This window comes from Chryseobacterium sp. PvR013 (assembly GCF_017833095.1).
Taxonomy (GTDB): Bacteria; Bacteroidota; Bacteroidia; order Flavobacteriales; family Weeksellaceae; genus Chryseobacterium; species Chryseobacterium culicis_A.
This window is the reverse complement of record NZ_JAFIBT010000001.1, coordinates 1,513,997-1,535,355: the sequence shown is the minus strand read 5'-3', so window position 1 is coordinate 1,535,355 and position 21,359 is coordinate 1,513,997. Positions and strand designations below refer to the sequence as shown.

Below are 21,359 nucleotides of genomic sequence, written 5' to 3'. Positions count from 1 at the left end.
CTTTTAAAAATTAGAACAAAAACCTCGTTGATGAACAGCGAGGTTTTATTTTTTATTGAAGAATGGTTTAGCTGAACTTCTTTACAGCCTCTGCACTTACAGGAGTAAAAAAGTTTATCATATTTCCATCCGGATCACAGAACAGAAGTGATCGGTTTCCCCAGGGCATGGTTGTTGGCTCCTGAATAATTTCAGAAGCTATATTTTTGATTCTTTCATATTCTTCGTCTACATTTTTAACCAGAAATTCGATAATGATTGATTTTGTTCCTGCGAAATCTGTCAGACCCTCCGAAAACATTTTCATCGTTTGGGTACTTCCAATGGCGATGGTAATGGAGTCAGCAGAAAGTTCTGCAAAATCTTCAGTATACCATCGGGCAGATAATCCAATAGCCTGTTCATAAAATTCTACTGCTGCTTTGATGTCTTTACTGATGAGTCTTAATGAGGTAAGTTTCATAAGGTATTTTGTTTGAATTAATTTGAAACAAAGGTAACAGATACTTATGACAACAGGTTGTCAGTAGAGAACTGAGGATTTTAAATGTTCATTTTTAAGAAGATAAAATTAATAGAAATTAGCAATATGAATCAATCGCTTAGAGTCGATGATCTGTATTTTCCTTCCTTCAGATCGGATTAATTTTTCCTGTTTAAAATCATTGATGATGCGGGCCAAAGTTTCTCTGGCAGTTCCCACCATATTGGCAAGATCCACTCGGGAAAGAGAAATAAACACTTCATCATCAGGAGCATCATTTGATGTATACTTATCGTGAAGAATCAGTAAACTGAGAGCCGCTCTTTCCCGTACCGTACGATGAGACAGAACTGCAATAAGATTTGCCATCACACTGAATTCATGACTTAAAGATTTCAGCAGCAGCCTTGAAAGAACGGATGACTGACTTAGAATATCCAGAAAATTGTCTTTTGAAATAAATGAGATAACAGAATTTTCCAGTGTTGAGGTGGTATCTCCATAAGATTCATTGCTCAGAATAGCAGAATACCCGAAAAATTCACCGGAGCTGTAAATGTAAATAATCTGTTCCCTTCCGTCATTATCAACCTTGTATTTCTTTATTTTCCCTTCGTTAAGATAGTAAATGCCATTAGGCTTTGTCCCGTCTGTAAATATAGGTTCATTTTTACGGTAGTTTTTGGTTTTCATCGCTCCTGTAAGAAGATTCTTATCATATTCAGGGAGTTCATCAAAAAGATACTGATTATTAAAAATAAATTTTGAGATCATAATTTTTCTTTACAGGATGTTGAATCTACACTCAGTTTTTAACTTAAATCACATTTTAAGCCGATCTATATCATAAGCTTTTCTTCCTGAACGGATTACTTTTACAAAAGTAATAAAATTGATTCTGAAATAGGTACAGAACAGTTTGAAGCGACCTGTAAAAGCTATTTTTGCTTCATTGGCAGACCCATTGTTTATTACAAAAAAGTAGAATTTTATGGTAAAAAGGATGTAGTAAATCTATATAGAACACTGGATAAATACTTAAGCGGATATGTTTTTCACAGCTGTATGCTGACATTTCTTATTTATTTTTTTACTTATTTATCTTATCCAGCTGTTTTTAAGTTATAAAAGATAGCAGGAGATACCACCCTTACAGAAGTTTAAAATGTTCAGACACAGAGGGAAAAACAGAACTTATTTTCACAATCTCAAACTGGCTTCAGCTCTGTCATTTGTTGCCGGGATCGTGAATATTGTAGGTGTTTTATCTGTTAAGGTACTTACCACTAATATAACGGGCCATTTTGCCTTCTTTTCCGAAGAGATTCTTCTCGATCATTACAGCCAAGCCTTTACTTACTTTATCTTCATTCTATGTTTTCTGGGAGGAGCTTTCTGTTCAAGTTTTATGGTTGAATTTTCGTCCGGGCGCAGAATGTTCCGTCCGCATCTCATTCCTTTGATTACCGAAATTCTGATATTGGGTTTTGTGGGAATAGCAGATGATAAGATACTCGGAATTTCAATATCACCTTATACTATTGCCGGACTTTTGCTTTTTGCCATGGGCGTTCAGAATTCATTGGTGACAAGAGTATCCCAGTCTGTAGTGAGAACCACTCATCTTACGGGATTGTTTACCGATTTGGGAATAGAACTTTCAAAACTGTTTTTTAAGGAGCGGGAAAATGAACAGCGTCAGCTTAAAAAGAATATCACCCTGAAACTGGTCATTATTGCCTGCTTTTTTTCGGGATGTATGATGGGTGGTTTTGTCTATAGTATGATCTATTTAAAAACACTGATTGCAACTGCAGGTTTGCTGTTTTGTGTGGTCAGGTATGATAAACTCCTGTACAGGTATTACGCTTTAAAAAGGAGATTAAGATAGAACAGAGAATAAAAAAAGGATATTCCGTAGTGGAAATATCCTTTTTTACATTTATGGAGTAACAGGCTGGATGACAAAAGTCTCCGTATCTGTTGTATGAGCTGAAAAGTATCCCAAAGCTCCATTGCTGATGTTACTTGGAGGATTGGCCGGAGTAGCGGTTCCGCCATTGCCGCCGGAAATCTGAAGTAAGGCACTGTAATAAGTGAATATATTGGTGTCAATAGACTGCATTTCCACATGGATTTTATCACCTACTACCACTTCATGGTCTCTGCCTTTATTATCGTCATTAGGTAGAATCAAAGGCTGTTGGTTAGGCAATCCGTTGTTTACATTGTCTGAAAAAGTATTCATGTATTTTTTGGGAAGATCATTGATCGTAAAACTAAAAAGATAACGGTTTCCCAGTGGCATTGGATCTGTAAAGAGTGGCAATAGGGTATAAGTAATTTTATCCCCAAATTTAAACGAACTCTGTTTCAATCCATCGAAATAGACTACTTCAGGCATTGTACTTTGAGCAGTATACTGTTTTCCCTCGGCCTGTACCTTCAGGGTATAGGTTCTGCCGGGCTCTCCGGCGAAAGTTGTCGTTTGGTACATACCGTTTCCTGCATACTGAAGGGTTTCGGTTTGTCCCATATCATCACTTAGAATGACCTGAGCTCCCGTGACCGCCGGATATTGATTCGGTTCTGAGAAACTTACTGATTTTGTTATTTTTACCGTATAAGGTCCGGATTGATTGGTTATATTTCCTTCAATAACAATATTCCCGCTTTGATCATTCAGATCCAGATCGATCTCCTTTTCACAAGAGGTTAATGCAAAAAGAGATACTATGATATAAAATGTATTTTTCATGATTTAGAATTTGAAGTTATAAGTGATGTTGGGTACCCAGCGGAATAAAGAGGTCTGCATGGCACGCGTAGTTCCGGGACGGTCTGGATTGTCCTCGAAATTAATAGTGTAAGCATTTTCACGGCCATAAAGATTGTAAATACCGAATGTCCATGAACCACGGAAGCGTTTATTGGAACTTGGTTCATACGTTGCACTCAGATCCATTCTGTGATAGGCCGGCATTCTGTCAGCATTTCTGTTGCTGTACTGGAAGATCGTTTGCCCGTTCAACTCATATTTTCCGGTAGGGAAGGTAACCGCATTCCCTGTGCTATATACAAACAATCCTGAAAAACTCCATTTTGGATTAAGCTGGTAAGTAGCAACAATAGAAAGATCATGAGTCTTATCCATTCTGGCATTATACCACTCATTATTATTGATTCCGTTAATCTTTCTTTCTGTTTTAGAGAGCGTATAGGAAATCCATCCTGTCAGTTTTCCGCTTTTCTTTTTGGCAATAAGTTCCAGACCGTAGGCTCTTCCTTTCCCAAATAACAGTTCACTTTCTACATCGGATCCAGTGTCAAAACCAATCTGAGCCCCATTTTTGAAGTCGATCTGGTTTTTCATGTCTTTATAATAAACTTCAGCATTCAACTCATAATTATTGTTGTTGAAATTCCTGCTGTAGCCCACGCTGATCTGATCTGCAATTTCCGGTTTTACGGTATAGCTGCTTCCTATCCACTGATCGGTAGGATTTCCGCTGTTGCTGTTGCTTAAAAGATGAAGATTCTGGGTATTTCGGGAATATCCTCCTTTTACACTGCTGACTTCGTTGATGCGGTAGTTGGCACTAATACGCGGTTCAATATTCACATATGTTTTCCCGAATTTTCCTTTCTCTAAAAACTGGCTGTCGGTAAGCACACCATTCTCATAGGTATTGAATGTATCGCCTCCCAATACACTGAACATGGAAAGCCTTGCTCCATAATTGATGGTAAGCTTTTCCGTGGCTTTATAATCATCATTGATGTACACGGCATTTTCCCACGAGTATCTCGGATTTCTTGTAAAACTGCTCACCGTAGTTCCGGAAGCACTGCTCGGAGTTAGCGTATGATAAATAGACTGCAGACCGAAACGTACAGAGTGTTTGTTTCCGGCAAACCAGGTAAAGTCCTGCTTAAGATTCCAGTCACGGATTTTTGAATTTAAATCAAATACGGTATCATCATTTTTCAGACTGATTTTATAATCATAATTACTGTAGATGAAAGACGTATTGGAGAATAATTTACTGCTGATGATGCTGTTCCATCTCAACGTAGCCGTTGTATTTCCCCAATCTGTATTGAAAGTATCTCCCAGTCCCAAAACATCTCTTCCGAAATATCCGGAAAGGTAAATACGGTTGTTTTCATTGATCTGATAATTGGCTTTCAGATTGAGATCATAAAAATATAACTTGTTGTCTTTATAATCTTTATTGGTTTTAAGAAACAAATCGGCATAGGTTCTTCTTCCTGAAACAATGAATGAAGATTTTTCCTTTTGAATAGGACCTTCCACACTCAGTCTGCTGCTGATCAGACCAATTCCTCCGTTGACGTTATAATCTTTATTGTTTCCGTCTTTCATTTTGACATCCAGCACAGAAGAAAGTCGACCTCCATATTGAGCCGGACTGTTTCCTTTAATGATGCTGGCATCTTTCAGGGCATCACTGTTGAATGTACTGAAAAACCCTAGAAGGTGAGAGGCGTTATAAACCGGAGCTTCATCCAGTAATATCAGGTTTTGGTCGGTAGCACCACCTCTTACACTGAATCCGCTGCTTCCTTCACCGTTACTTTTAATACCCGGTAAAAGCTGAATGGTTTTCATGACATCCTTTTCTCCAAAAAGAACAGGAAGTTTTTCTATATTTTTAATGCTCAGCGTTTCTGCTCCCATTTGCGCTGAGGTTAAGTTTTTATCCTTTTTTATTCCGGTTATTACCACTTCATCAATCGCTTTTGCTTCTGTCTCCGCAGGAAGAAGAGGCAGATCAAGCTTTATATTCTGGTCTACTTTGATCTGCTGTTCAAAATCTCTATATCCAGGGTAAGAAATGATAAGGGTATAATTCCCTTCAGGCAGTGACAGGGAATAAAAGCCATATTCATTGGCAACAACATTGATGGTGGGATCTTCGCTTACTTTTACAGATACTCCGATGAGCAATTCACCGTTTTTTTTGTCTTTCACGGTTCCACTTACAGAATAGTTTTGTTGGGCCATTGCCAGGGTACTGAAACAGAGTGCAGCGGTGGCAGCGGTAATTTTTAGAAAGGATGTTTGCATTAGTTTATTTTAAAGTAGTAGATCTCTTGTATATGAATTAATGTTTTGATGATGTACGATTAGTTGGATGAACAGAGGATTTGTTACATGTAACAATTTAATTATGAAATAAATCCATTGGAAAAATATGTTTTTGAAAATGGTAATAGCAAGGATAAAATAAGACTGTTACACAAAAAATAATATTATGCATTGTATATTGATTTATTGTTGTTTTTCAGTGGATTTTGTTAAAAACAAATTATTAACGATGATGAGTTGAATTTTATTATGGTCAGGTATAAGAAATCGATCAGCAAAGATAATTATTATTTAGAATTGTTCTTAATAATAAGAATTCGCTTTTCTAATTCCTCATGAAGAACCTATACAAAGGAATAATGTAAAGTTTGCTAACCATTAATGATATAAAAATTATGAAATTTTCAGCCAAAATAAACTGGTCTTTTGCAGCTGCCATTGCCGTTTCAGTGTGTTGGATCATCGGTGATGTTTATGTTGCCAGATTTGATCCGGATCCTTCAGATTATCCATTATTTTCAAAGACCTATGCAGATCAGGTAAATGTTGAATTTGCCACTTTAATGTTGGAAGGTTCCACTTCCAGATTGATGTTTGGAGCTTTGATCGGAGCGCTTACTGGTCCTTTGCTGCTTCCTGTCACATGGCTGGTGTATCAGTTTTTCAAAGATACCCAGAAATGGTATGCAGTCTTTGTGTATTGGATTTTATTGGCCGGGGCAGTTTTGTCGCCTTTAGGGCATGCCGGATTCTTCTATGTTGGAGAGATTTATAAGGCGGTTTATCATACCGATTCTGTTGCCCATCCTTATCTTCTGGAAACAGGAAGAGGCTTTATGAAAATGCTGAATATCGCCTGGGGAATGGCTATTGGAGTATTGGCGGTAGGCTGGGTTTCATTGGCTGTATGTATTCTTTTAAATAAAACACTGCTGCCGGGATGGATGGCTTTGCTGACTCCATTTGTACTGACTTTATGTATTATCCCTATAAAAGGACTCTTACCGCTTCCTTTTTCTGGTTGGGTGGGAGGTGCAATATTCAATATTGCCTATCTGACATTTTTCAGTTCGCTGCTTTTTATTTTCAGAAAGAAACTGTTGAATAAAATATAGCTTTTAAAGAATCTTACCATGATCATAACTTAAAGTAAAAACACAGAGGAAGGCCTTTAAATCTAAATATTTGAAGGCTTTTTATTGTAAAAACAATCCTTCCGGACTTTTGATCAAATATTAATCTTATATTGGCTAAGAATTAAGCGGAAGAAAATGGAAAATCTGAAAACATGGCTAAGGAAAAATGTTTCTACTACAATACTCACGATATTGTTTATGGTCATCTTAGTGAATAAAGATGCAAAAGTTTGGCTGATGAGACAGGTTGCTTCCACAGGAATTCTCAATTCCAGCATATCAGAACCAAAAGAAACAAAAAATAATTCAACCAGAGTCTCCTATGCCGGATTTATTCTGAAAAATGAGGATGAAAAGATCATAGATATTTCTGCCTTCCGGAATAAAGTAGTTTTCATTAACTTTTGGGCATCATGGTGTCCTCCGTGCAGAGCAGAGTTCCCGTCTGTCCAGAAACTATATGATCAATATAAAAACAATCCTGATATGGTATTTCTTACCGTAAATCTTGATGATAATGTTGCCTTAGGAAAATCTTATTTAAGGAAAGAAGGCTTTACGGTTCCTTTTCTGGTGCCGGCCGGAAATATTCCTGCTGTACTTTATAGCGGTTCTTTGCCTACTACTGTTGTACTGGATAAAAAAGGGGAAATCCGTTTGTATCATAAAGGATTTGCAGATTACAGTAAAGATTCATTTTATAAACAGATGGACGAATTGCTGAAAGAGAAACCTTAGGTTTAAAGTGTAATTTATAGGGTAAAGAAACTGAATATGCTGGATCAGCTGCGAAATCACTTCGAAAAAATAACTCCTCTTAATGATGATGAATTTGAATTCATATCATCCTGTTTCACCTGTAAAAAATATAAAAAGCATCAGTTTTTAGTGCAGGAAGGAGAAGCAGTACCTTACAATTATTTTGTATTGAAAGGCCTGCTGAAATTGGTGTATACAGACAAAACAGGGAAAGAACATATTGTAGGGTTTGCCATGGAAGACTGGTGGGAAACAGATTTTCCCGCTTATTATCAGCAAAATACAGCAACCATGTCTCTGGAATGTATAGAAGATACAGAAGTATTATGCCTTACGTTAGCCGATTACAAAAAACTCTGTGCCCAACTTCCAAAACTGGAGCATTTCTTCCTTGAAAAAGCTTATATGGGTTTCATATCGGCTCAGCAGCGTACTATTTCCATGATGACAACGGGAATAAAAGAACGGTATGACCAGCTTTTGAAAAAATACCCATCTCTTGTCCAGCGCGTTCCGAAGTCTCTTTTAGCAGCTTACTTAGGCGTTTCCAGAGAAACTTTGAGCCGCCTGCCTCTGTAAAGTGATTGTACTCACATGATAATCGTGATCGGGATCACACGAATTTACTGTATCTGTTGTGCAATTTTGTATGGTAATAACAGATAACAAATTCAATACAATGGAAAAAAGAACAGTTAATCCCTGGAAATGGCAGGAGGAGAGAAGCTACTCACAAGCTGTAGAAGTAAAAAATGTGGAGAGTACTTTATACTGCTCCGGACAGGCAGCTATTGATCCTGATGGAATATCCAGTGATAAAGATATGAAATCTCAGCTGGAACAGGCTATTACCAATCTGGAAGAGTTGATCACCTCCGCAGGATATGAATGTGGAAATATAGTAAGATTAAATATCTATACAACCTCTACTGAAGAGCTCTGGCCTCACTTTCCCATTCTTCAGGAGTGGATTGCAAGGCATAAGCTTCAACAGGCCGTAACGATGCTTGAAGTAAAAGGTTTGTTTGAAACTTTAAAGGTGGAACTTGAAGCTACAGCCGTAAAATAAATGAGAAACAGAGCTTAAAAAATTAAACCTTCAAAATATAATTTGGAGGTTTTTTCTTACATTTATCCTATACCAATTAGTATATCCAAAGATCATATGAATATTCAACTTTTTTCAAAAAATGCTTTAGTAGGAGGAGCAACTCAGGGAATAGGAGCAGGAGTTGCTTTAGAACTGGCAAAATGTGGCGCTAATGTTACCGTTATGGCTCGTAATGAAACAAAACTTAAAGACTTTGTTTCTTCACTGCCGGTCATCACTTCTGATCAGAAACACGGCTATCTGGTCGCTGACTTTTCAGATTTTGAAAGGTATAAGAAAATAATAGCAGGATATTTCAATGATCATTCCGTAGATATTCTGGTTAATAATACCAATGGACCGGAACCTGGTTTAGCACAGGATAAGAATACCGAGGATTATCAGAAAGCATTTGATATTCTTTTTAAAACAGTTTGTGAAACGACATTATTGGCTCTGCCACATATGATCAAACAGGGAAATGGACGTATCATCAATGTTTCTTCTTTATCAGTAAAAGAACCGATCGGAAACCTGGCCCTATCAAATTCTATCCGCTCTGCAGTAATTGCCTGGGCAAAAACTCTTTCCAATGAGATTGCCGAACATAATATTACAGTAAATAATGTTTTAACAGGGTATTTTGATACTGAACGAATTCAAAAACTGGTTGCGCATGAGGCTCAGCAAACGGGCGCTACGGCAGAAGAAATAAGAATGGCGAGGGAAAATAAAATTCCTATGAAAAGATTCGGAAAACCTGAAGAATATGGACATCTTGTAGCTTTTCTCGCTTCAGAATATGCAGGCTATCTTACCGGAACAAGTATTCCTTTGGATGGAGGCTTGAATAATACGTATTGATATCAATCAATTATTAAGAAAATAAATAAAATTTTCATGTAATAAACTCTTTCCTCTGGTTGTCATATGAATATTGGAAAATATTATATGAAAAACTGGCCTTTTAAAAAATGGAACACCGTGCTGGGATGGTTCCTTTTCGCTATTGCACTTATTACTTATCTTTCAACGATAGAACATTCTTTGAGTTTTTGGGATTGTGGAGAATATATCTCTTCAGCGGTAAAACTGGAAGTAACTCACGCTCCGGGCGCCGCTTTATTCCAGATTATGGGAGCCGTGGCAAGTATTTTTGCATTGGGAAATGCTGAAAATTATTCTATTGTGATCAATGCTATGTCAGCGTTATTCAGTGCTTTTACCATTTTGTTCCTGTTCTGGACAATTACCCATTTTTTAAGACGACTTTTACATAAAGATTTTGAGGAACTTACAAAACGTCAGGAAATTGCGATTCTGTTTTCCGGAGTGATCGGAGCTTTATGTTTTACATTTTCAGATACATTTTGGTTTTCAGCAGTAGAAGGAGAAGTGTATGCAATGGCTTCCATGTTTATTGCTTTGCTGGTATGGCTCATCACCAAATGGGAAAACGAATACAAAGCTATTGATAACGAAAGATGGGTTATTCTTATTTTCTTTATCATAGGACTTTCTGTGGGAGTACATATGATGTGTATGCTGGCAATTCCTGCTATCTGCCTTGTCTATTATGCCAGAAACTATACTTTTTCCTGGAAGAGTTTTATGCTGGCTAATGGAATCACATTGGGAATTTTGGCCTTGGTGTTCAAGATTATTTTCCCTTTGATCATGACCTTGTTTGGAAAGCTTGAGATTTTTTTAGTGAATGGTGTTGGGCTTCCTTTCCATTCAGGAACCGTTGCTGCATTTATTCTCATGACAGTAATCTGTTATTTACTGATTAAATATGCCAGAAACACGAAAAGAAAGATATACCAAACTGTAGTTTTATCCATTGTCTATATGATCATTGGATTTTCTTGCTGGCTGGTAATTCCCATCAGAGCCAATGCCAATCCTCCGATGAATCTTAATGATCCAGATACGGCGATCGGGATGAGAGATTATTATAACAGAGTACAATATGGTGACTGGCCTACTATTTACGGACAGAATTACACCGCATTTCTTGATAAAAACGGACTGGAAAAAGATGAAGACGGAAGTTACAAAAGGGAAATCACCGGAGATATTTACGAAAAAGATGAAAAATCCGGAACGTACAGAAAGACCGGAGAAAGATTCAACTATGTGTTTAATAAATCGCACATAAGTTTTATGCCAAGGATGTTCAATGAAGATAAAGAGGTAACGGCAAACTATATTTCTTTATATGGAGCTCCAGATTTTACTTTTAATTATGATAACGAAGATGTTGCAGACAATCCGGAGGCCAAACGTATTTTTGAAGAACTGAGGGCGAAATATGAAGGAGATTCCATCACAGCAGAAGATTATCTGAAAGTAAAACCTTATGATCTTATCAAGGTGCAGCGTCCTTCTTTTGCCCAGAATATGGATTATTTTATTTCATTCCAGAACGGATATTATTTTGTCAGATATCTGATGTGGAATTTTGTAGGAAGACAGAATGATTTTCAGGGCCATATGGAAAATACCAAAGGAAACTGGATATCAGGGATTTCTTTTATCGATAATGCTTTGCTTGGAGATCAGGATCATATGCCTGCCCAATTTAAAAATGAAAGTACCGTAAAGTTTTTCTTTCTTCCATTGATTGTAGGATTGATTGGTTTCTTTTTCCAGCTGAACAGAGATTTTGGACGGTTTTATGCCATTTTTTCCCTGTTTATTCTGACAAGTATGGGAATTGTTTTCTATACCGGAGTAAAACCATTTGAAGTAAGAGAAAGAGATTATGCCATGGTAGGCTCATTTTATGCCTTTGCCATCTGGATTGGTCTGGGAGCAGGAGCCATCCTTTTGATGATTCAGTCTAAGGTGAAATCCAAGGTTTCCAATATTCTTCCGGGAGTTATTTTATTAGGAATTCCTTTGATGATGGGATTCCAGAATTATACTTCTCACGACAGAAGCAAAAAAACAGCAGCCCGCGATTATGCCTATTCATTTTTACGGTCACTTCCTAAAAATGATATCATGTTTATTTATGGGGATAATGATACTTTTCCGGTATGGGCAATTCAGGAAACAGAAAGGTTCAGGGATGATGTAAAAACGGTAAATTTTACCCTTTTGGCCACTCCATGGAATATCGATCAGGTAAAAAGAAGAACATACAATGCAATGGGAATTCCAGGTGAATTGACTCATGAAGAGTATCGGGATGGCGTAAATGATCAGGTATATCTGATGAAAAAAGAGGATTGGGAAGGACTTTTCCAAATGCTTAAAGAACAGGGAGCTCCGGACACCACTTTCCAGGATTTTAGAAAATATCTGACACAGGATTCCTTGACTTTGAAGGATGCTATGAAATTCCTGAAATTAAAATCATCCGAAAAAGACGAATTGCTGAAGATGTACTTTGGGGACAAACAATATGAAAAATACAATATTCTTCCGGTCAGTAAATTTATACTTCCGGTAAATAAAGAAAATGCCGTGAAATCTGGAATCATTAATCAGGCTGATCTTCCCAACGCTGTGGATCAGATTATGATCAATTACGAAGCAAATACACTTTATAAAAGTAACCTGATGATGCTTGATATGCTGGCCAATTTTGATTGGAAGCGACCTGTAAATTTCTCTTCAGGCGGAATGTATGACAGTGAAAATATTTTTTATCTAGATGATTATCTTCAGTTTGATGGCTTCAGCTACAGGCTGATTCCTATTCGTACACCTCAAAGTCCGGACGGAGATAAGGGAAGGGTAGATACCAACTCTCTTTATCAGGTGGTGAAAAACTTCAGATGGGGCAATTTTAAAGATCTCAGTATTTATTATGATGAAACGGCTACTTCCAATATTCTGGGTTACAGAATGTCTGTGAGCAGGGCTGTTTCGGCACTTGTTTTAAGCGGACAAAAAGCTAAGGCGCTGGAATTACTGGATCTTGCTGCCAAAGAAATTCCTGCGGAGAAGTACAATGATCCGCGATCATTAAGTGCAATGGTTACCGGATATATTGTTGCAGGGCAGGAGCAGAAAGGTCTTCAGCTGGCAGAAACCCTTAAAAAAGAAATATTTGAAGAATATGATTACTATCAGAATCTCTCTCCGTCATTTAAAGCAATGGCCAGAAGACAGATGAGGTCAAAACCGATGGAATATGCACTGGTTGTAGCAGCGGTAACGGATGCTTACAAGACCTTAGGACAGAGAGAAAAAGGTTATGAATACCTTTTAAAATCTATTGAGCCTATTGATAAGAAATTCAGTGTTTTTATAAAAAGATTGCAGCAAATGGACAAAAATAAAGCAGTGAAGGAATCTGAAAATGTACGTCAGATTGCTCCTTTTTATCAGTATTTATTCAATGTGATGGAACCTTTTGACTCTACTTATTCCAGGAAAAAGGAAATTGAAATTACCGATGCAATGATGAAAGCAACACAATAAATTACCAAATAAAAAGCCTTTAAATACTCGATTTAAAGGCTTTTTTTATGTAAATCAGAATGAAATAATAGAATCTCATTTTATCAACGCAAAGCTTTATCTGTAATTCTTATGATTGTAAGGTAGCAAAGAGGTTTGATCAATTTCATTGATCATTTTTAAGCGAATGTATTACCATAACGCTTCATCCGCGACAAAGTTGCTCTTCTTCGCTTCCTTAAATAAACATAATGATAATATTCCTTTGCGCTAAAAATTAAGTTCAGGTAATGTAAAAATCATCAAATTGTAAAGATTAAAAATCCTACGAGATTCATACTAACGTTTTTCTTTCAACGACCATCCAAATTTTAGTCCCATGATGAAAATAACGAAAAGCAGTTCACCAGCAGCCAGTAAAATATCTCCGGGTACACGCAGCCATCTCAGAAAATGCATGGTATCAGTCTGCATAAATTCTGCAGATCTTGCATACCAGTATCCTTCTTTTATAGAAGCTACGGACTGCATAATACCTATGGGAAGAAGACTAATCGTTACCATCACCAGCAACCCGATATTGATAAGCCAGAAAGCCCATCCTATTAATTTATCATTCCACTGCCGGTCAGGATAAAGTCCTCGCAAAACAAACATCATTAATCCGATTCCCAGAATTCCATAGACTCCAAATAAAGCTGCATGGCCATGCACAGCAGTGGTATTCAATCCCTGAATATAGTAAAGAGCAATAGGAGGATTGATAGCAAATCCGAAGATTCCTGCCCCGAGGAAATTCCAGAAACACATGGCAATGAAGCAGTAGATAGGCCATTTGTAGGCTTGAATCCATTGGGTGGATTTACTCAGCTGATAATTTTGATAGGCTTCATAACCAATCAGAACAAGCGGTACTATTTCCAGGGCACTGAAAGTAGCTCCTAATGCCAGAACAGCTGTAGGGGTAGCACTGAAATACAGATGATGGAATGTTCCCAATATACCTCCGCCAAGAAAGATAATAGTTGAGAATAAAACGGCATTGGTAGCAGATTTTAGTCTCAGCAATCCTAATCTTGTAAATAAAAAGGCAGCCACTACGGTTGCGAATACTTCAAAAAAACCTTCTACCCAAAGGTGAACTACCCACCATCGCCAATATTCTGCAATCGCCATATGGGTTTGTCTTCCATACATGAGTCCGGCTCCATAAAATAATGCAATGGCTACTGATGAAAGAGTAAACAGGGTCAGCAAATGACGGTCTCCATCTTTCCGCTTCAAAGCAGGAAGAAGAGCCCGAACCATTAAAACCAGCCAGAGAATAAGCCCGATGAGCAGTAAGATCTGCCAGACTCTTCCCAGTTCTACATATTCATACCCCTGATGTCCCCAAAGGAAATTATCTACCAGACCCAGTTTTTGCATAACCCCGAGCCACTGTCCGGTTAAAGATCCCAGCACAACGATCAGTAAAGCTCCAAATAAAATATTTACGCCCAGTTTCTGATACTTTGGTTCATACCCTGAAACGGCAGGAGCAATATAAAGTCCGGTTGCCAGCCATGAGGTAGCAATCCAGAATATGGCCAGCTGTACATGCCAGCTTCTGGAAACCGATTGTGGTAGAAACTGATCCAAAGGAATACCATAAAATCCGCTTCCTTCCACTCCGTAATGAGCAGTCACCACTCCGGCAAGCATTTGAACAAGGATTAATAGGGCAACAACCCATATGTACTTTAAAGTCGCCTTCATGGATGGAGTAGGTTTCATGCTTCGCAGCGGATCTTCGTGTGGAAGCGCTTCACTGATTTCTTCTTCTTTGTTTCTGGCATGATAAAACACCAAAAGGCCTACGCATCCTAATAAAAGTAATATACTGAAACCAGACCATACATGCAGGGAAGGCGGAGGAACATTTCCAACCGATTCATCATGAGGCCAGTTATTGGTATAGGTCACATCATCTCCCGGCCTTTCCGTAATACAAACCCAGGTACTCCATGCAAAGAAAGCATTCATTTTGGCCATTCTTCCGGTATCTTTGATCGTATTTTTCGGAATAGCATACTGATCACGAAGTTTTGCCATAGAAGCATCATCCATGAATAATTTTGAATAATACAGGGAAAGCTTTTTCTGTACTTCAGCCCGTTCTGGGGAGAAAATAATTTCGTTATTGCTTTCATTAAAGGTGTTGGTACGAAGTTCTTTTTTCAGCAGTACCTGATATTTGGCCTGTTCTTCATCTGGAAGTTCTTTGTAAATTTTTCCATCCTTTTTCGCCAGTTCATCAAGCAGCAGAACAGATTCCCGGTGGAGGTAATCGGCCGTCCAGTCCGGAGCAATATAGGCACCATGTCCCCAGATACTTCCTACGGTTTGTCCGCCGATAGACTGCCAGACGTTTTGTCCGTCTTTAATATCTTGTCCGGTAGCAATAACAGTTCCGTCTGTGCTTACTACTTTGTCAGGAATTGGAGGGATTTTTCTGTAAATTTCAGTTCCATAGAAGATAAGAACAGCAAACGAAGCAACCATTACTACCGCCAGCCATATCCAAAGTTTTTTAGGTGTCATTCTGTTTAGTTTTTAAGATTCAACGGCAAATTCTTTCTCCAGTCGGATAGCTTTTGGGAAAAGGATATTATTTTCAAGATGGATATGTTTATGTAAATCATTTTCAAAATCCTGAAGCATGGCAAAAGCTACTTTGTAGGTATTGCAGGCATCTGCAGGTGGAAGATATTCATTGGTGATTTCTGCAATTCTTCTGAAACGTTCACCTTCTACTGTATGTTCGTGTTCCATCATATGGACAGGATTTTCTACTGTTCCAAAATGAGCCTGGGGAAGGGATGTACCTGATATTTTAGCTTTTACCATATTCCGTACAAAAGGGAAAAGAATCAATTCTTCTTTTTTCATATGAGCAGCCAGATCGTGTGCAGAGTCATTAAATAAGGTGTTAATTTCGAACAGCTCCGGATGTCTTCCTCCGTGAACTTTACAAAGCTTATCAAGAAATGCCTGCAAAACAGGAGTTTTTTCTTCTACATAACGATGGTGTGTTTTCTCAATATAATCCGTCAGAAGATCCAGAGGCCAGCTGTTGAAATCTATGGCAGTACCTTCATTTTTTGGAAGTGCTTCCAGTTCTTCATAAATACTTTCAGCATCAAGTTTTTTATTACTGCAGGCATCTTCAATGGTTCTTCCGCCTTTACAGCAAAAATCAATACCATGTCTTTTAAAAATTGCTGCTGTTCTGAAATCTTCAGCAACCATATTTCCTATAAAGTCTGTTCTTGTATTCATAATATAATACTTTTTTATCTTTTATTATTTTAAATTTTTTTACTCTATTTCTTAAGTGACAGAATATATTTTACCATCAGCTTGGCGTTATCTTTACTCAATCCTGCGTGGGGAGTCATGGGAATTTCTCCCCAGTTGCCTTTACCACCGTCAATAATTTTCTGTGCAAGCATATCAAAATCTGCTTCTTTATACTTTGCTGCCACTTCCTGATAGGCGGGGCCTACAAGTTTTGAATCGATTTTATGACATGATAAACAGTCTGTTCCTTCTACAAGTGATTTTCCTTCAGTAATTTCTGCATCAGCTCCTGAAAGTGGAGTGGCGGCTGGTGCTGCTTCCTGGGGTTTTGGTTCTTCCAGCATTGTATTGCTTTCCTGTGGCTGAGGAATGGGATCTGTACCTTTTTTATCGGAACATGACGTTACAGCAAGTGAAAACAGTGAAACTGCTACAAGTAATTTTTTCATAATCTTATCCATTTAAAGTTGTATTTGTTTTTTTATTTCGCTCACAATAGCTTCGTAATCACTATCGAGACCTTCTTTTTGAAAAGCAAGAGTTCCCTTTTTTGAATACACTGTAACGATGTTGGAGTGGGAGAATTCTATAGGAGATATCTGCTTATATTTTACAGCCATTATATTGGCCAGTTCTCTGGTATCTTCTTCATTACCCCGGATGAAAGTCCATTCTTTTTCATCGAACCGGTTTACATACAGGTATCTCTTCATTACTTTTGGAGTATCATTTTCCGGATCAATGGAAATTAATACATACTGAATATCCTCTGGATTTGTTTTTCCTACTTTCTGGGAGATTGTTCTCATTTCTGCGGTCAGTTTTGGGCAGGCCGTTTTACAGGAAGTGAAAATCATTGCAGTCACCAGTACTTTTCCTTTCAGATCCGAGAATGTAATGTTCTCACCATCCTGTTTCTCCCAGTTTGTCTGTACGTTGTAGATAGAATCAGTACTTATCTCTTCATTTTTCTTGCTGCAGGATATCATCATCAAAGCCAGCAGCATGAGGGTTATATTTTTCATAAGAGTCAATTTTTGTTTTTAGCACATCTGAATCCTAGATTATTAAGGCAGTAATCTGCTTTTATACTTCCTCTTAATGCATATCGGATAAAGGCTGCGTAATTTCTTAGATCAGAAGAAGTTACTGCTGCTCCGGCACAAAAGAGATTGTCATTCACCGTATTATCTTTTCTGGATTCTCCACTCATCATTACCGAATTGAAATCATAAGTCCATTCCCAAACCATTCCGTACATATTATAAATTCCGTAATAATTGGGTGGTTCTTGTTTTATAGGTTGTTGGTTTTTATCCTTTTTTTGATAAGCTTTCAGAATATAATCTGTAAAAGCGGGATCCCTGGAGGCATCCGGAGTATATTGATCTGCCAGTGCCGCATATTCCCATTCGTCGATTGCCGGAAGTCTTTTTCCTGTGCTTTTTGCATACGCTTCAGCGGCAAACCATGAAATATTGGTGACAGGTGCTTCCGGGCTTATTCCTGCCGGGATTTCATAGTCACTTTTCCAGTGTTTCAGGTAATTGCTGTCTGCATAGAGTCTTAGTACTTTGCTTCGTGTCCATTGAGGATTTGCTTTAAGAAATTCAAGATATTCCTGGTTCGTAACAGGGCTGTCATCCAGGTAAAAAGTCTGTACTCTTACAATCCTTCCTGAATCTTTGCCAATGAATGCCTTATATGTTCCTCCTTGTATTTTGATCATTTTTTTCTGACTTACAATCAGGCTTAAATGTTTTTGGACCGGAATTTTTACTTTCGCACTTTTCGTTTTTTCGGAACAAAATGTCATTACTGAACAGACTGTCAGACCTACTATAATTACAAAAGTTCTCATTGTTTCTCTTTTAAAATCCCAATGAACCTTAATTCATTACTGATTCTTTTTATACACTGCCGGATTTTCTGGTCCGGTTACTTTAATCTTGCCTAGAGCACCTTTGTTGAATGCCCTGAAAATTGCATGATCTACAATCACATATTCTCCGGGAACTGTAGCTTTAAACTCTACAATAGATGCCCCGCCGGGAGGAATTACAGTGGTCTGTACATTATCATTTATTTTGCTGCCTCCTTCGATGTATACTTTGTCAAAGATTTCTCCGATAATATGGAAAGAAGAGGTAAGATTAGGACCGCCGTTCCCTACAAAGAACCTTACTGTTTCCCCTGTTTTTACCTGAAGTTCTTTATCACCTAAAAGTGAGGCTGTATTTCCATTGAAGACTACGTATTCAGGATGCTCAGCAATCGCTTTATCCATGTCAAACTCCTGCAATCCTTTATCTCCGAATTTTCCTTTCGTGTAAAAATCCCCCTGCATGATATAGAATTCTTTGTCTACTTTTGGAAGGCCGCCTTCAGGCTCTATAAGAATAAGACCGTACATTCCGTTGGCAATATGCATTCCTACAGGTGCTGTTGCACAATGGTAGACATATAATCCGGGGTTGAGTGCTTTGAAAGTAAAGACAGCTTCTTTACCGGGAGCTACAAAAGTAGCTTCAGCACCACCACCAGGTCCGTTTACAGCATGAAGGTCAATATTATGGGGGAAGGTATTATTTTCATGGTTTTTAAGATGAAGTTCAATATCATCTCCAACTCTTGCCCGGATAAAGCTTCCGGGAACTGTTCCGTTGAAAGTCCAGAAATTATATTGTGTTCCATCTGCCAGTTCTCCCGTTTTCTCTATCGTTTCCAGTTTTACAATGATTTTTTTAGCAGCACTGGTTCCAACAGGGGCGGGAACATGAGGTGGAGCCGGCATTATTAATTCTTCACTTGTTCCATCCGTTTTTATATTCTCCGTATTGGCACCATCTGATGAAATGCTTTGTTTACAGGCATTGAATATCATTACTGTGCATAATGCTGTGGTGAGTACAATTGTTTTTTTCATAATAAGGGAATTAATAGTTTAAATTTTTCTGCTGGAGTAAACATTGTGCAGAATTGCTTCAGTATTCATTTTTTTGTTTTATAAATTGTAAGCTGATGGCTATACACAGAAATATTGCTTTGGCAGATTCAGCATAGATGAAATAGTTATGCATTTCTGACGATAAAACCGGTTTTCCGGCTGATAAGAGTTGAGCCCGATCATCCAGGACAGGGAGCATCCAGAATTTTTCTAACAGCAGGATGGCTAATAAAACGGCTATTATTATAAAGTCTGTTTTCGTATATTTTCTTCTGCTTACGAGCATTCCTGCTACAATAAGGATAAGGAAAACACATTGTATTTTAGTGGATATTCCGAACATCATCATTCCCAGCTCAAGGGCTACGGGAAGTGTCATTCCCGGAACCTGAAACTTCATGGGGGTTTCCAGAAAACTGACCGTGACAAAAACACCTGTCATCAGGCAAAGCATCATTAGCACAAGAGGGTTTTTAGCATTCAGTTTCATTTTTTCATTATTTGAGATATTAATACCTTTTTATCTTTTATTAAATTGTTTTCTGAGAAAATGTCGTTTAATGATCGATAAATATTTAGTTTTTTAAATTTTAAAAATAGGAGCAAAACTTATATCATGAGTAGGGATATCGTAATCCTGAACTGCTGATGAACTGTAATTTTTACCGGTTTTTGAAGGTGCTTTCTTCTTCTTTTCTTATACAAATATAAAATCTATTTTCAGGATAAAAGAGTGAATTGTTTTTTATTTATTCTGACTTTTATCACCTTATTTTCACCTTCAAAACTTATTCTTTTCTTGCGATAATCACCACAGCACACATGTTTTGTTCATGTTTCTTGAATATCTTTTTCATTTTGAGCACTCTCTTTCTGATGGAGGGATTGAGTAATATATTTTTAGCAATTTTAATGGCTCCGGAAACTCCTTCGTCATCAATAATTCTTTGAGGTTCCAGAAGATGCATGGGTGCAGTTTCTACTTTCAGTACCTTAAATCCTTCTTTTTCCAATAATGCGGTCCACTCAGAAACGGTTAACGGGCGTGCATTCACTTTGATAGCCAAAACCAGTTCCTTCTGAATATGCAGTTTTACATTACTGTCGAGATTCTCCGGTCTTAAAGCCAGCTCATGAATTGCATAATATCCTTTAGGTTTCAGGATTCTGTAGGCTTCCTGGATAATTTCTGCTTTCCGGTGGTCTGCATGCATGCTCAGCATTGCTTCTCCATATACTTTACTGGCCGATTGTTCAGGTAAAGAACTCTCTGCGGCATTTCCCAGTTTAAACTGGGCTGATGTCCCTTCAAATTCTCTGTTAAGATATTCCACGGCGCTTTGTTCCGCATCAATTCCTATATAAGAACCAGGTTTTTTTCCAAATGTCATGTGCGCGGTGAACCCAAGGCCGGGAGCAAATTCCACCATGTCATCAGCTGAGGTAATGTCCAGCATTGATAACATCTTTTTGGTCAGCGCAAGACCTCCCGGACGCAACACTTTTTTACCGATTTTAGCCAGTAACCAGTGTCCGGACATTTTTTCAATATTTTCTGTATGCATTAGATTATTTTTTTGAATTCATTATTATATAAAGACTTTTTTGTCTTTTATTTATTCAAATTTTTTTACACTTTCAGATGGGTTAGCTTTAAATCCAGGTTATCAACAAAAGCCTGAATTTTTGAAGTTTCAAGCATGATACGGAGATCTTGTCTGATGCTTTTAAACTGTTCATGCAAAGGGCAGGGATGTATTTCTGAGCATTGCTCCAGTCCAAGTCCACAACCGGAGAAAAGCTTATCACCATCAATTTCCCTTACAATATCAGCAATGGAAGTATTCAGGTTTTTCTGATCCATATAAAAACCTCCATTCGGGCCTTTGGCAGATTGTACAAATCCTTTTCTGCTCAGGTCCTGCAAAATTTTGGCGATAAAGTGTTCCGGTGAATGGATGCTTTTTGAAATGTCTTTAATCCCGACCCTGCTGCCATTTTTAGACTGCTGGGCGATGTAGATCAAAGCTCTTAAGGCATATTCACAGGTTTTTGAAAACATTTTTCTGAGT

Annotated in this window: 20 protein-coding genes; 7 read left to right on the top strand and 13 right to left on the bottom strand. The window is 37.9% G+C overall.

Translation table 11 applies throughout. The annotated features are described in order from the left end of the window. Nucleotides 1-67 precede the first annotated feature (67 nt). Together JOE44_RS06940 and JOE44_RS06935 are read right to left on the bottom strand one after the other, a co-directional pair. A complete protein-coding gene (locus tag JOE44_RS06940; RefSeq protein WP_209784926.1) occupies nt 68-463 on the bottom strand; it encodes a VOC family protein in 396 nt (131 codons plus the stop codon). A gap of 108 nt (nt 464-571) precedes the next feature. After that, complete coding sequence (locus JOE44_RS06935; protein WP_209784925.1) at nt 572-1,258, bottom strand: Crp/Fnr family transcriptional regulator; 687 nt, start codon at nt 1,256-1,258, stop codon at nt 572-574. Nucleotides 1,259-1,649: 391 nt separating this feature from the next. Here JOE44_RS06935 and JOE44_RS06930 point away from each other — a divergent pair, with 391 nt between their 5' ends. Next, the gene (locus JOE44_RS06930) at nt 1,650-2,375 is read left to right on the top strand and encodes a YoaK family protein (protein WP_209784924.1); all 726 of its coding nucleotides are present in this window, start codon (nt 1,650-1,652) and stop codon (nt 2,373-2,375) included. Nucleotides 2,376-2,426: 51 nt separating this feature from the next. Here the strand turns inward: JOE44_RS06930 and JOE44_RS06925 are convergent, their stop codons facing one another. Both JOE44_RS06925 and JOE44_RS06920 read right to left on the bottom strand, forming a co-directional pair. Beyond that, nucleotides 2,427-3,242 carry a DUF4249 domain-containing protein gene (locus tag JOE44_RS06925; RefSeq protein ID WP_209784923.1) on the bottom strand — a complete coding sequence of 272 codons (816 nt, stop codon included), beginning with the start codon at nt 3,240-3,242 and terminating at the stop codon, nt 2,427-2,429. A 3-nt stretch (nt 3,243-3,245) separates the two neighbouring features. After that, on the bottom strand, nt 3,246-5,576 hold the full coding sequence (locus JOE44_RS06920) for a TonB-dependent receptor (protein ID WP_209784922.1): 2,331 nt from the start codon (nt 5,574-5,576) through the stop codon (nt 3,246-3,248). A gap of 416 nt (nt 5,577-5,992) precedes the next feature. On the opposite strand from JOE44_RS06920, the gene JOE44_RS06915 reads away from it, so the two are divergent. From JOE44_RS06915 to JOE44_RS06890, 6 genes are all read left to right on the top strand, one after another. Then, nucleotides 5,993-6,712: a DUF6796 family protein gene (locus JOE44_RS06915; RefSeq protein ID WP_209784921.1), complete on the top strand. Its 720-nt coding sequence runs from the start codon at nt 5,993-5,995 to the stop codon at nt 6,710-6,712. Between the two features lie 156 nt (nt 6,713-6,868). After that, on the top strand, nt 6,869-7,471 hold the full coding sequence (locus JOE44_RS06910; RefSeq protein WP_209784920.1) for a TlpA disulfide reductase family protein: 603 nt from the start codon (nt 6,869-6,871) through the stop codon (nt 7,469-7,471). A 36-nt stretch (nt 7,472-7,507) separates the two neighbouring features. After that, complete coding sequence (locus JOE44_RS06905) at nt 7,508-8,071, top strand: Crp/Fnr family transcriptional regulator (RefSeq protein ID WP_209784919.1); 564 nt, start codon at nt 7,508-7,510, stop codon at nt 8,069-8,071. Between the two features lie 100 nt (nt 8,072-8,171). Continuing rightward, nucleotides 8,172-8,561 (top strand): RidA family protein, encoded by a 390-nt coding sequence (locus JOE44_RS06900; protein ID WP_209784918.1) that lies wholly within the window; start codon nt 8,172-8,174, stop codon nt 8,559-8,561. A 96-nt stretch (nt 8,562-8,657) separates the two neighbouring features. Next, complete coding sequence (locus JOE44_RS06895; RefSeq protein ID WP_209784917.1) at nt 8,658-9,446, top strand: SDR family oxidoreductase; 789 nt, start codon at nt 8,658-8,660, stop codon at nt 9,444-9,446. 87 nt (nt 9,447-9,533) lie between these two features. Continuing rightward, nucleotides 9,534-13,019 carry a DUF2723 domain-containing protein gene (locus JOE44_RS06890; protein WP_209784916.1) on the top strand — a complete coding sequence of 1,162 codons (3,486 nt, stop codon included), beginning with the start codon at nt 9,534-9,536 and terminating at the stop codon, nt 13,017-13,019. A gap of 318 nt (nt 13,020-13,337) precedes the next feature. On the opposite strand, the gene JOE44_RS06885 is transcribed toward JOE44_RS06890, so the two are convergent. The 9 genes from JOE44_RS06885 to JOE44_RS06845 form a co-directional block, all read right to left on the bottom strand. Next, nucleotides 13,338-15,581 (bottom strand): nitric-oxide reductase large subunit, encoded by a 2,244-nt coding sequence (locus JOE44_RS06885; RefSeq protein WP_209784915.1) that lies wholly within the window; start codon nt 15,579-15,581, stop codon nt 13,338-13,340. A gap of 12 nt (nt 15,582-15,593) precedes the next feature. Then, nucleotides 15,594-16,319, bottom strand: a complete 726-nt coding sequence (ric, locus tag JOE44_RS06880; RefSeq protein WP_209784914.1) for an iron-sulfur cluster repair di-iron protein — start codon at nt 16,317-16,319, stop codon at nt 15,594-15,596. A gap of 44 nt (nt 16,320-16,363) precedes the next feature. Next, nucleotides 16,364-16,789, bottom strand: coding sequence for a c-type cytochrome (locus tag JOE44_RS06875; protein WP_209784913.1), 426 nt, complete (start codon nt 16,787-16,789; stop codon nt 16,364-16,366). 12 nt (nt 16,790-16,801) lie between these two features. After that, nucleotides 16,802-17,365 carry an SCO family protein gene (locus tag JOE44_RS06870; RefSeq protein ID WP_209784912.1) on the bottom strand — a complete coding sequence of 188 codons (564 nt, stop codon included), beginning with the start codon at nt 17,363-17,365 and terminating at the stop codon, nt 16,802-16,804. Between the two features lie 5 nt (nt 17,366-17,370). Beyond that, entirely contained in the window at nt 17,371-18,069 is a 699-nt protein-coding gene (locus JOE44_RS06865) for a formylglycine-generating enzyme family protein (protein WP_209784911.1), read from the bottom strand. A 168-nt stretch (nt 18,070-18,237) separates the two neighbouring features. Beyond that, on the bottom strand, nt 18,238-19,266 hold the full coding sequence (gene nirK / locus JOE44_RS06860) for a copper-containing nitrite reductase (RefSeq protein ID WP_209784910.1): 1,029 nt from the start codon (nt 19,264-19,266) through the stop codon (nt 18,238-18,240). A gap of 58 nt (nt 19,267-19,324) precedes the next feature. Continuing rightward, a complete protein-coding gene (locus JOE44_RS06855) occupies nt 19,325-19,777 on the bottom strand; it encodes a hypothetical protein (RefSeq protein WP_209784909.1) in 453 nt (150 codons plus the stop codon). Nucleotides 19,778-20,075: 298 nt separating this feature from the next. Continuing rightward, nucleotides 20,076-20,852 (bottom strand): class I SAM-dependent methyltransferase, encoded by a 777-nt coding sequence (locus JOE44_RS06850; RefSeq protein ID WP_209784908.1) that lies wholly within the window; start codon nt 20,850-20,852, stop codon nt 20,076-20,078. Nucleotides 20,853-20,917: 65 nt separating this feature from the next. Then, on the bottom strand, nt 20,918-21,349 hold the full coding sequence (locus JOE44_RS06845) for an Rrf2 family transcriptional regulator (RefSeq protein ID WP_047384164.1): 432 nt from the start codon (nt 21,347-21,349) through the stop codon (nt 20,918-20,920). Nucleotides 21,350-21,359: the final 10 nt, after the last annotated feature.

Coding starts and splice junctions, on each gene's coding strand:
- JOE44_RS06910 (WP_209784920.1), top strand. CDS start 6,869: ATGGAAAATCTGAAAACATGGCTAAGGAAAAATGTTTCTACTACAATA.
- JOE44_RS06925 (WP_209784923.1), bottom strand. CDS start 3,242: ATGAAAAATACATTTTATATCATAGTATCTCTTTTTGCATTAACCTCT.
- JOE44_RS06865 (WP_209784911.1), bottom strand. CDS start 18,069: ATGATCAAAATACAAGGAGGAACATATAAGGCATTCATTGGCAAAGAT.
- JOE44_RS06940 (WP_209784926.1), bottom strand. CDS start 463: ATGAAACTTACCTCATTAAGACTCATCAGTAAAGACATCAAAGCAGCA.
- ric (WP_209784914.1), bottom strand. CDS start 16,319: ATGAATACAAGAACAGACTTTATAGGAAATATGGTTGCTGAAGATTTC.
- JOE44_RS06890 (WP_209784916.1), top strand. CDS start 9,534: ATGAAAAACTGGCCTTTTAAAAAATGGAACACCGTGCTGGGATGGTTC.
- nirK (WP_209784910.1), bottom strand. CDS start 19,266: ATGAAAAAAACAATTGTACTCACCACAGCATTATGCACAGTAATGATA.
- JOE44_RS06870 (WP_209784912.1), bottom strand. CDS start 17,365: ATGAAAAATATAACCCTCATGCTGCTGGCTTTGATGATGATATCCTGC.
- JOE44_RS06920 (WP_209784922.1), bottom strand. CDS start 5,576: ATGCAAACATCCTTTCTAAAAATTACCGCTGCCACCGCTGCACTCTGT.
- JOE44_RS06855 (WP_209784909.1), bottom strand. CDS start 19,777: ATGAAACTGAATGCTAAAAACCCTCTTGTGCTAATGATGCTTTGCCTG.
- JOE44_RS06845 (WP_047384164.1), bottom strand. CDS start 21,349: ATGTTTTCAAAAACCTGTGAATATGCCTTAAGAGCTTTGATCTACATC.
- JOE44_RS06900 (WP_209784918.1), top strand. CDS start 8,172: ATGGAAAAAAGAACAGTTAATCCCTGGAAATGGCAGGAGGAGAGAAGC.
- JOE44_RS06885 (WP_209784915.1), bottom strand. CDS start 15,581: ATGACACCTAAAAAACTTTGGATATGGCTGGCGGTAGTAATGGTTGCT.
- JOE44_RS06895 (WP_209784917.1), top strand. CDS start 8,658: ATGAATATTCAACTTTTTTCAAAAAATGCTTTAGTAGGAGGAGCAACT.
- JOE44_RS06875 (WP_209784913.1), bottom strand. CDS start 16,789: ATGAAAAAATTACTTGTAGCAGTTTCACTGTTTTCACTTGCTGTAACG.
- JOE44_RS06915 (WP_209784921.1), top strand. CDS start 5,993: ATGAAATTTTCAGCCAAAATAAACTGGTCTTTTGCAGCTGCCATTGCC.
- JOE44_RS06935 (WP_209784925.1), bottom strand. CDS start 1,258: ATGATCTCAAAATTTATTTTTAATAATCAGTATCTTTTTGATGAACTC.
- JOE44_RS06850 (WP_209784908.1), bottom strand. CDS start 20,852: ATGCATACAGAAAATATTGAAAAAATGTCCGGACACTGGTTACTGGCT.
- JOE44_RS06930 (WP_209784924.1), top strand. CDS start 1,650: ATGTTCAGACACAGAGGGAAAAACAGAACTTATTTTCACAATCTCAAA.
- JOE44_RS06905 (WP_209784919.1), top strand. CDS start 7,508: ATGCTGGATCAGCTGCGAAATCACTTCGAAAAAATAACTCCTCTTAAT.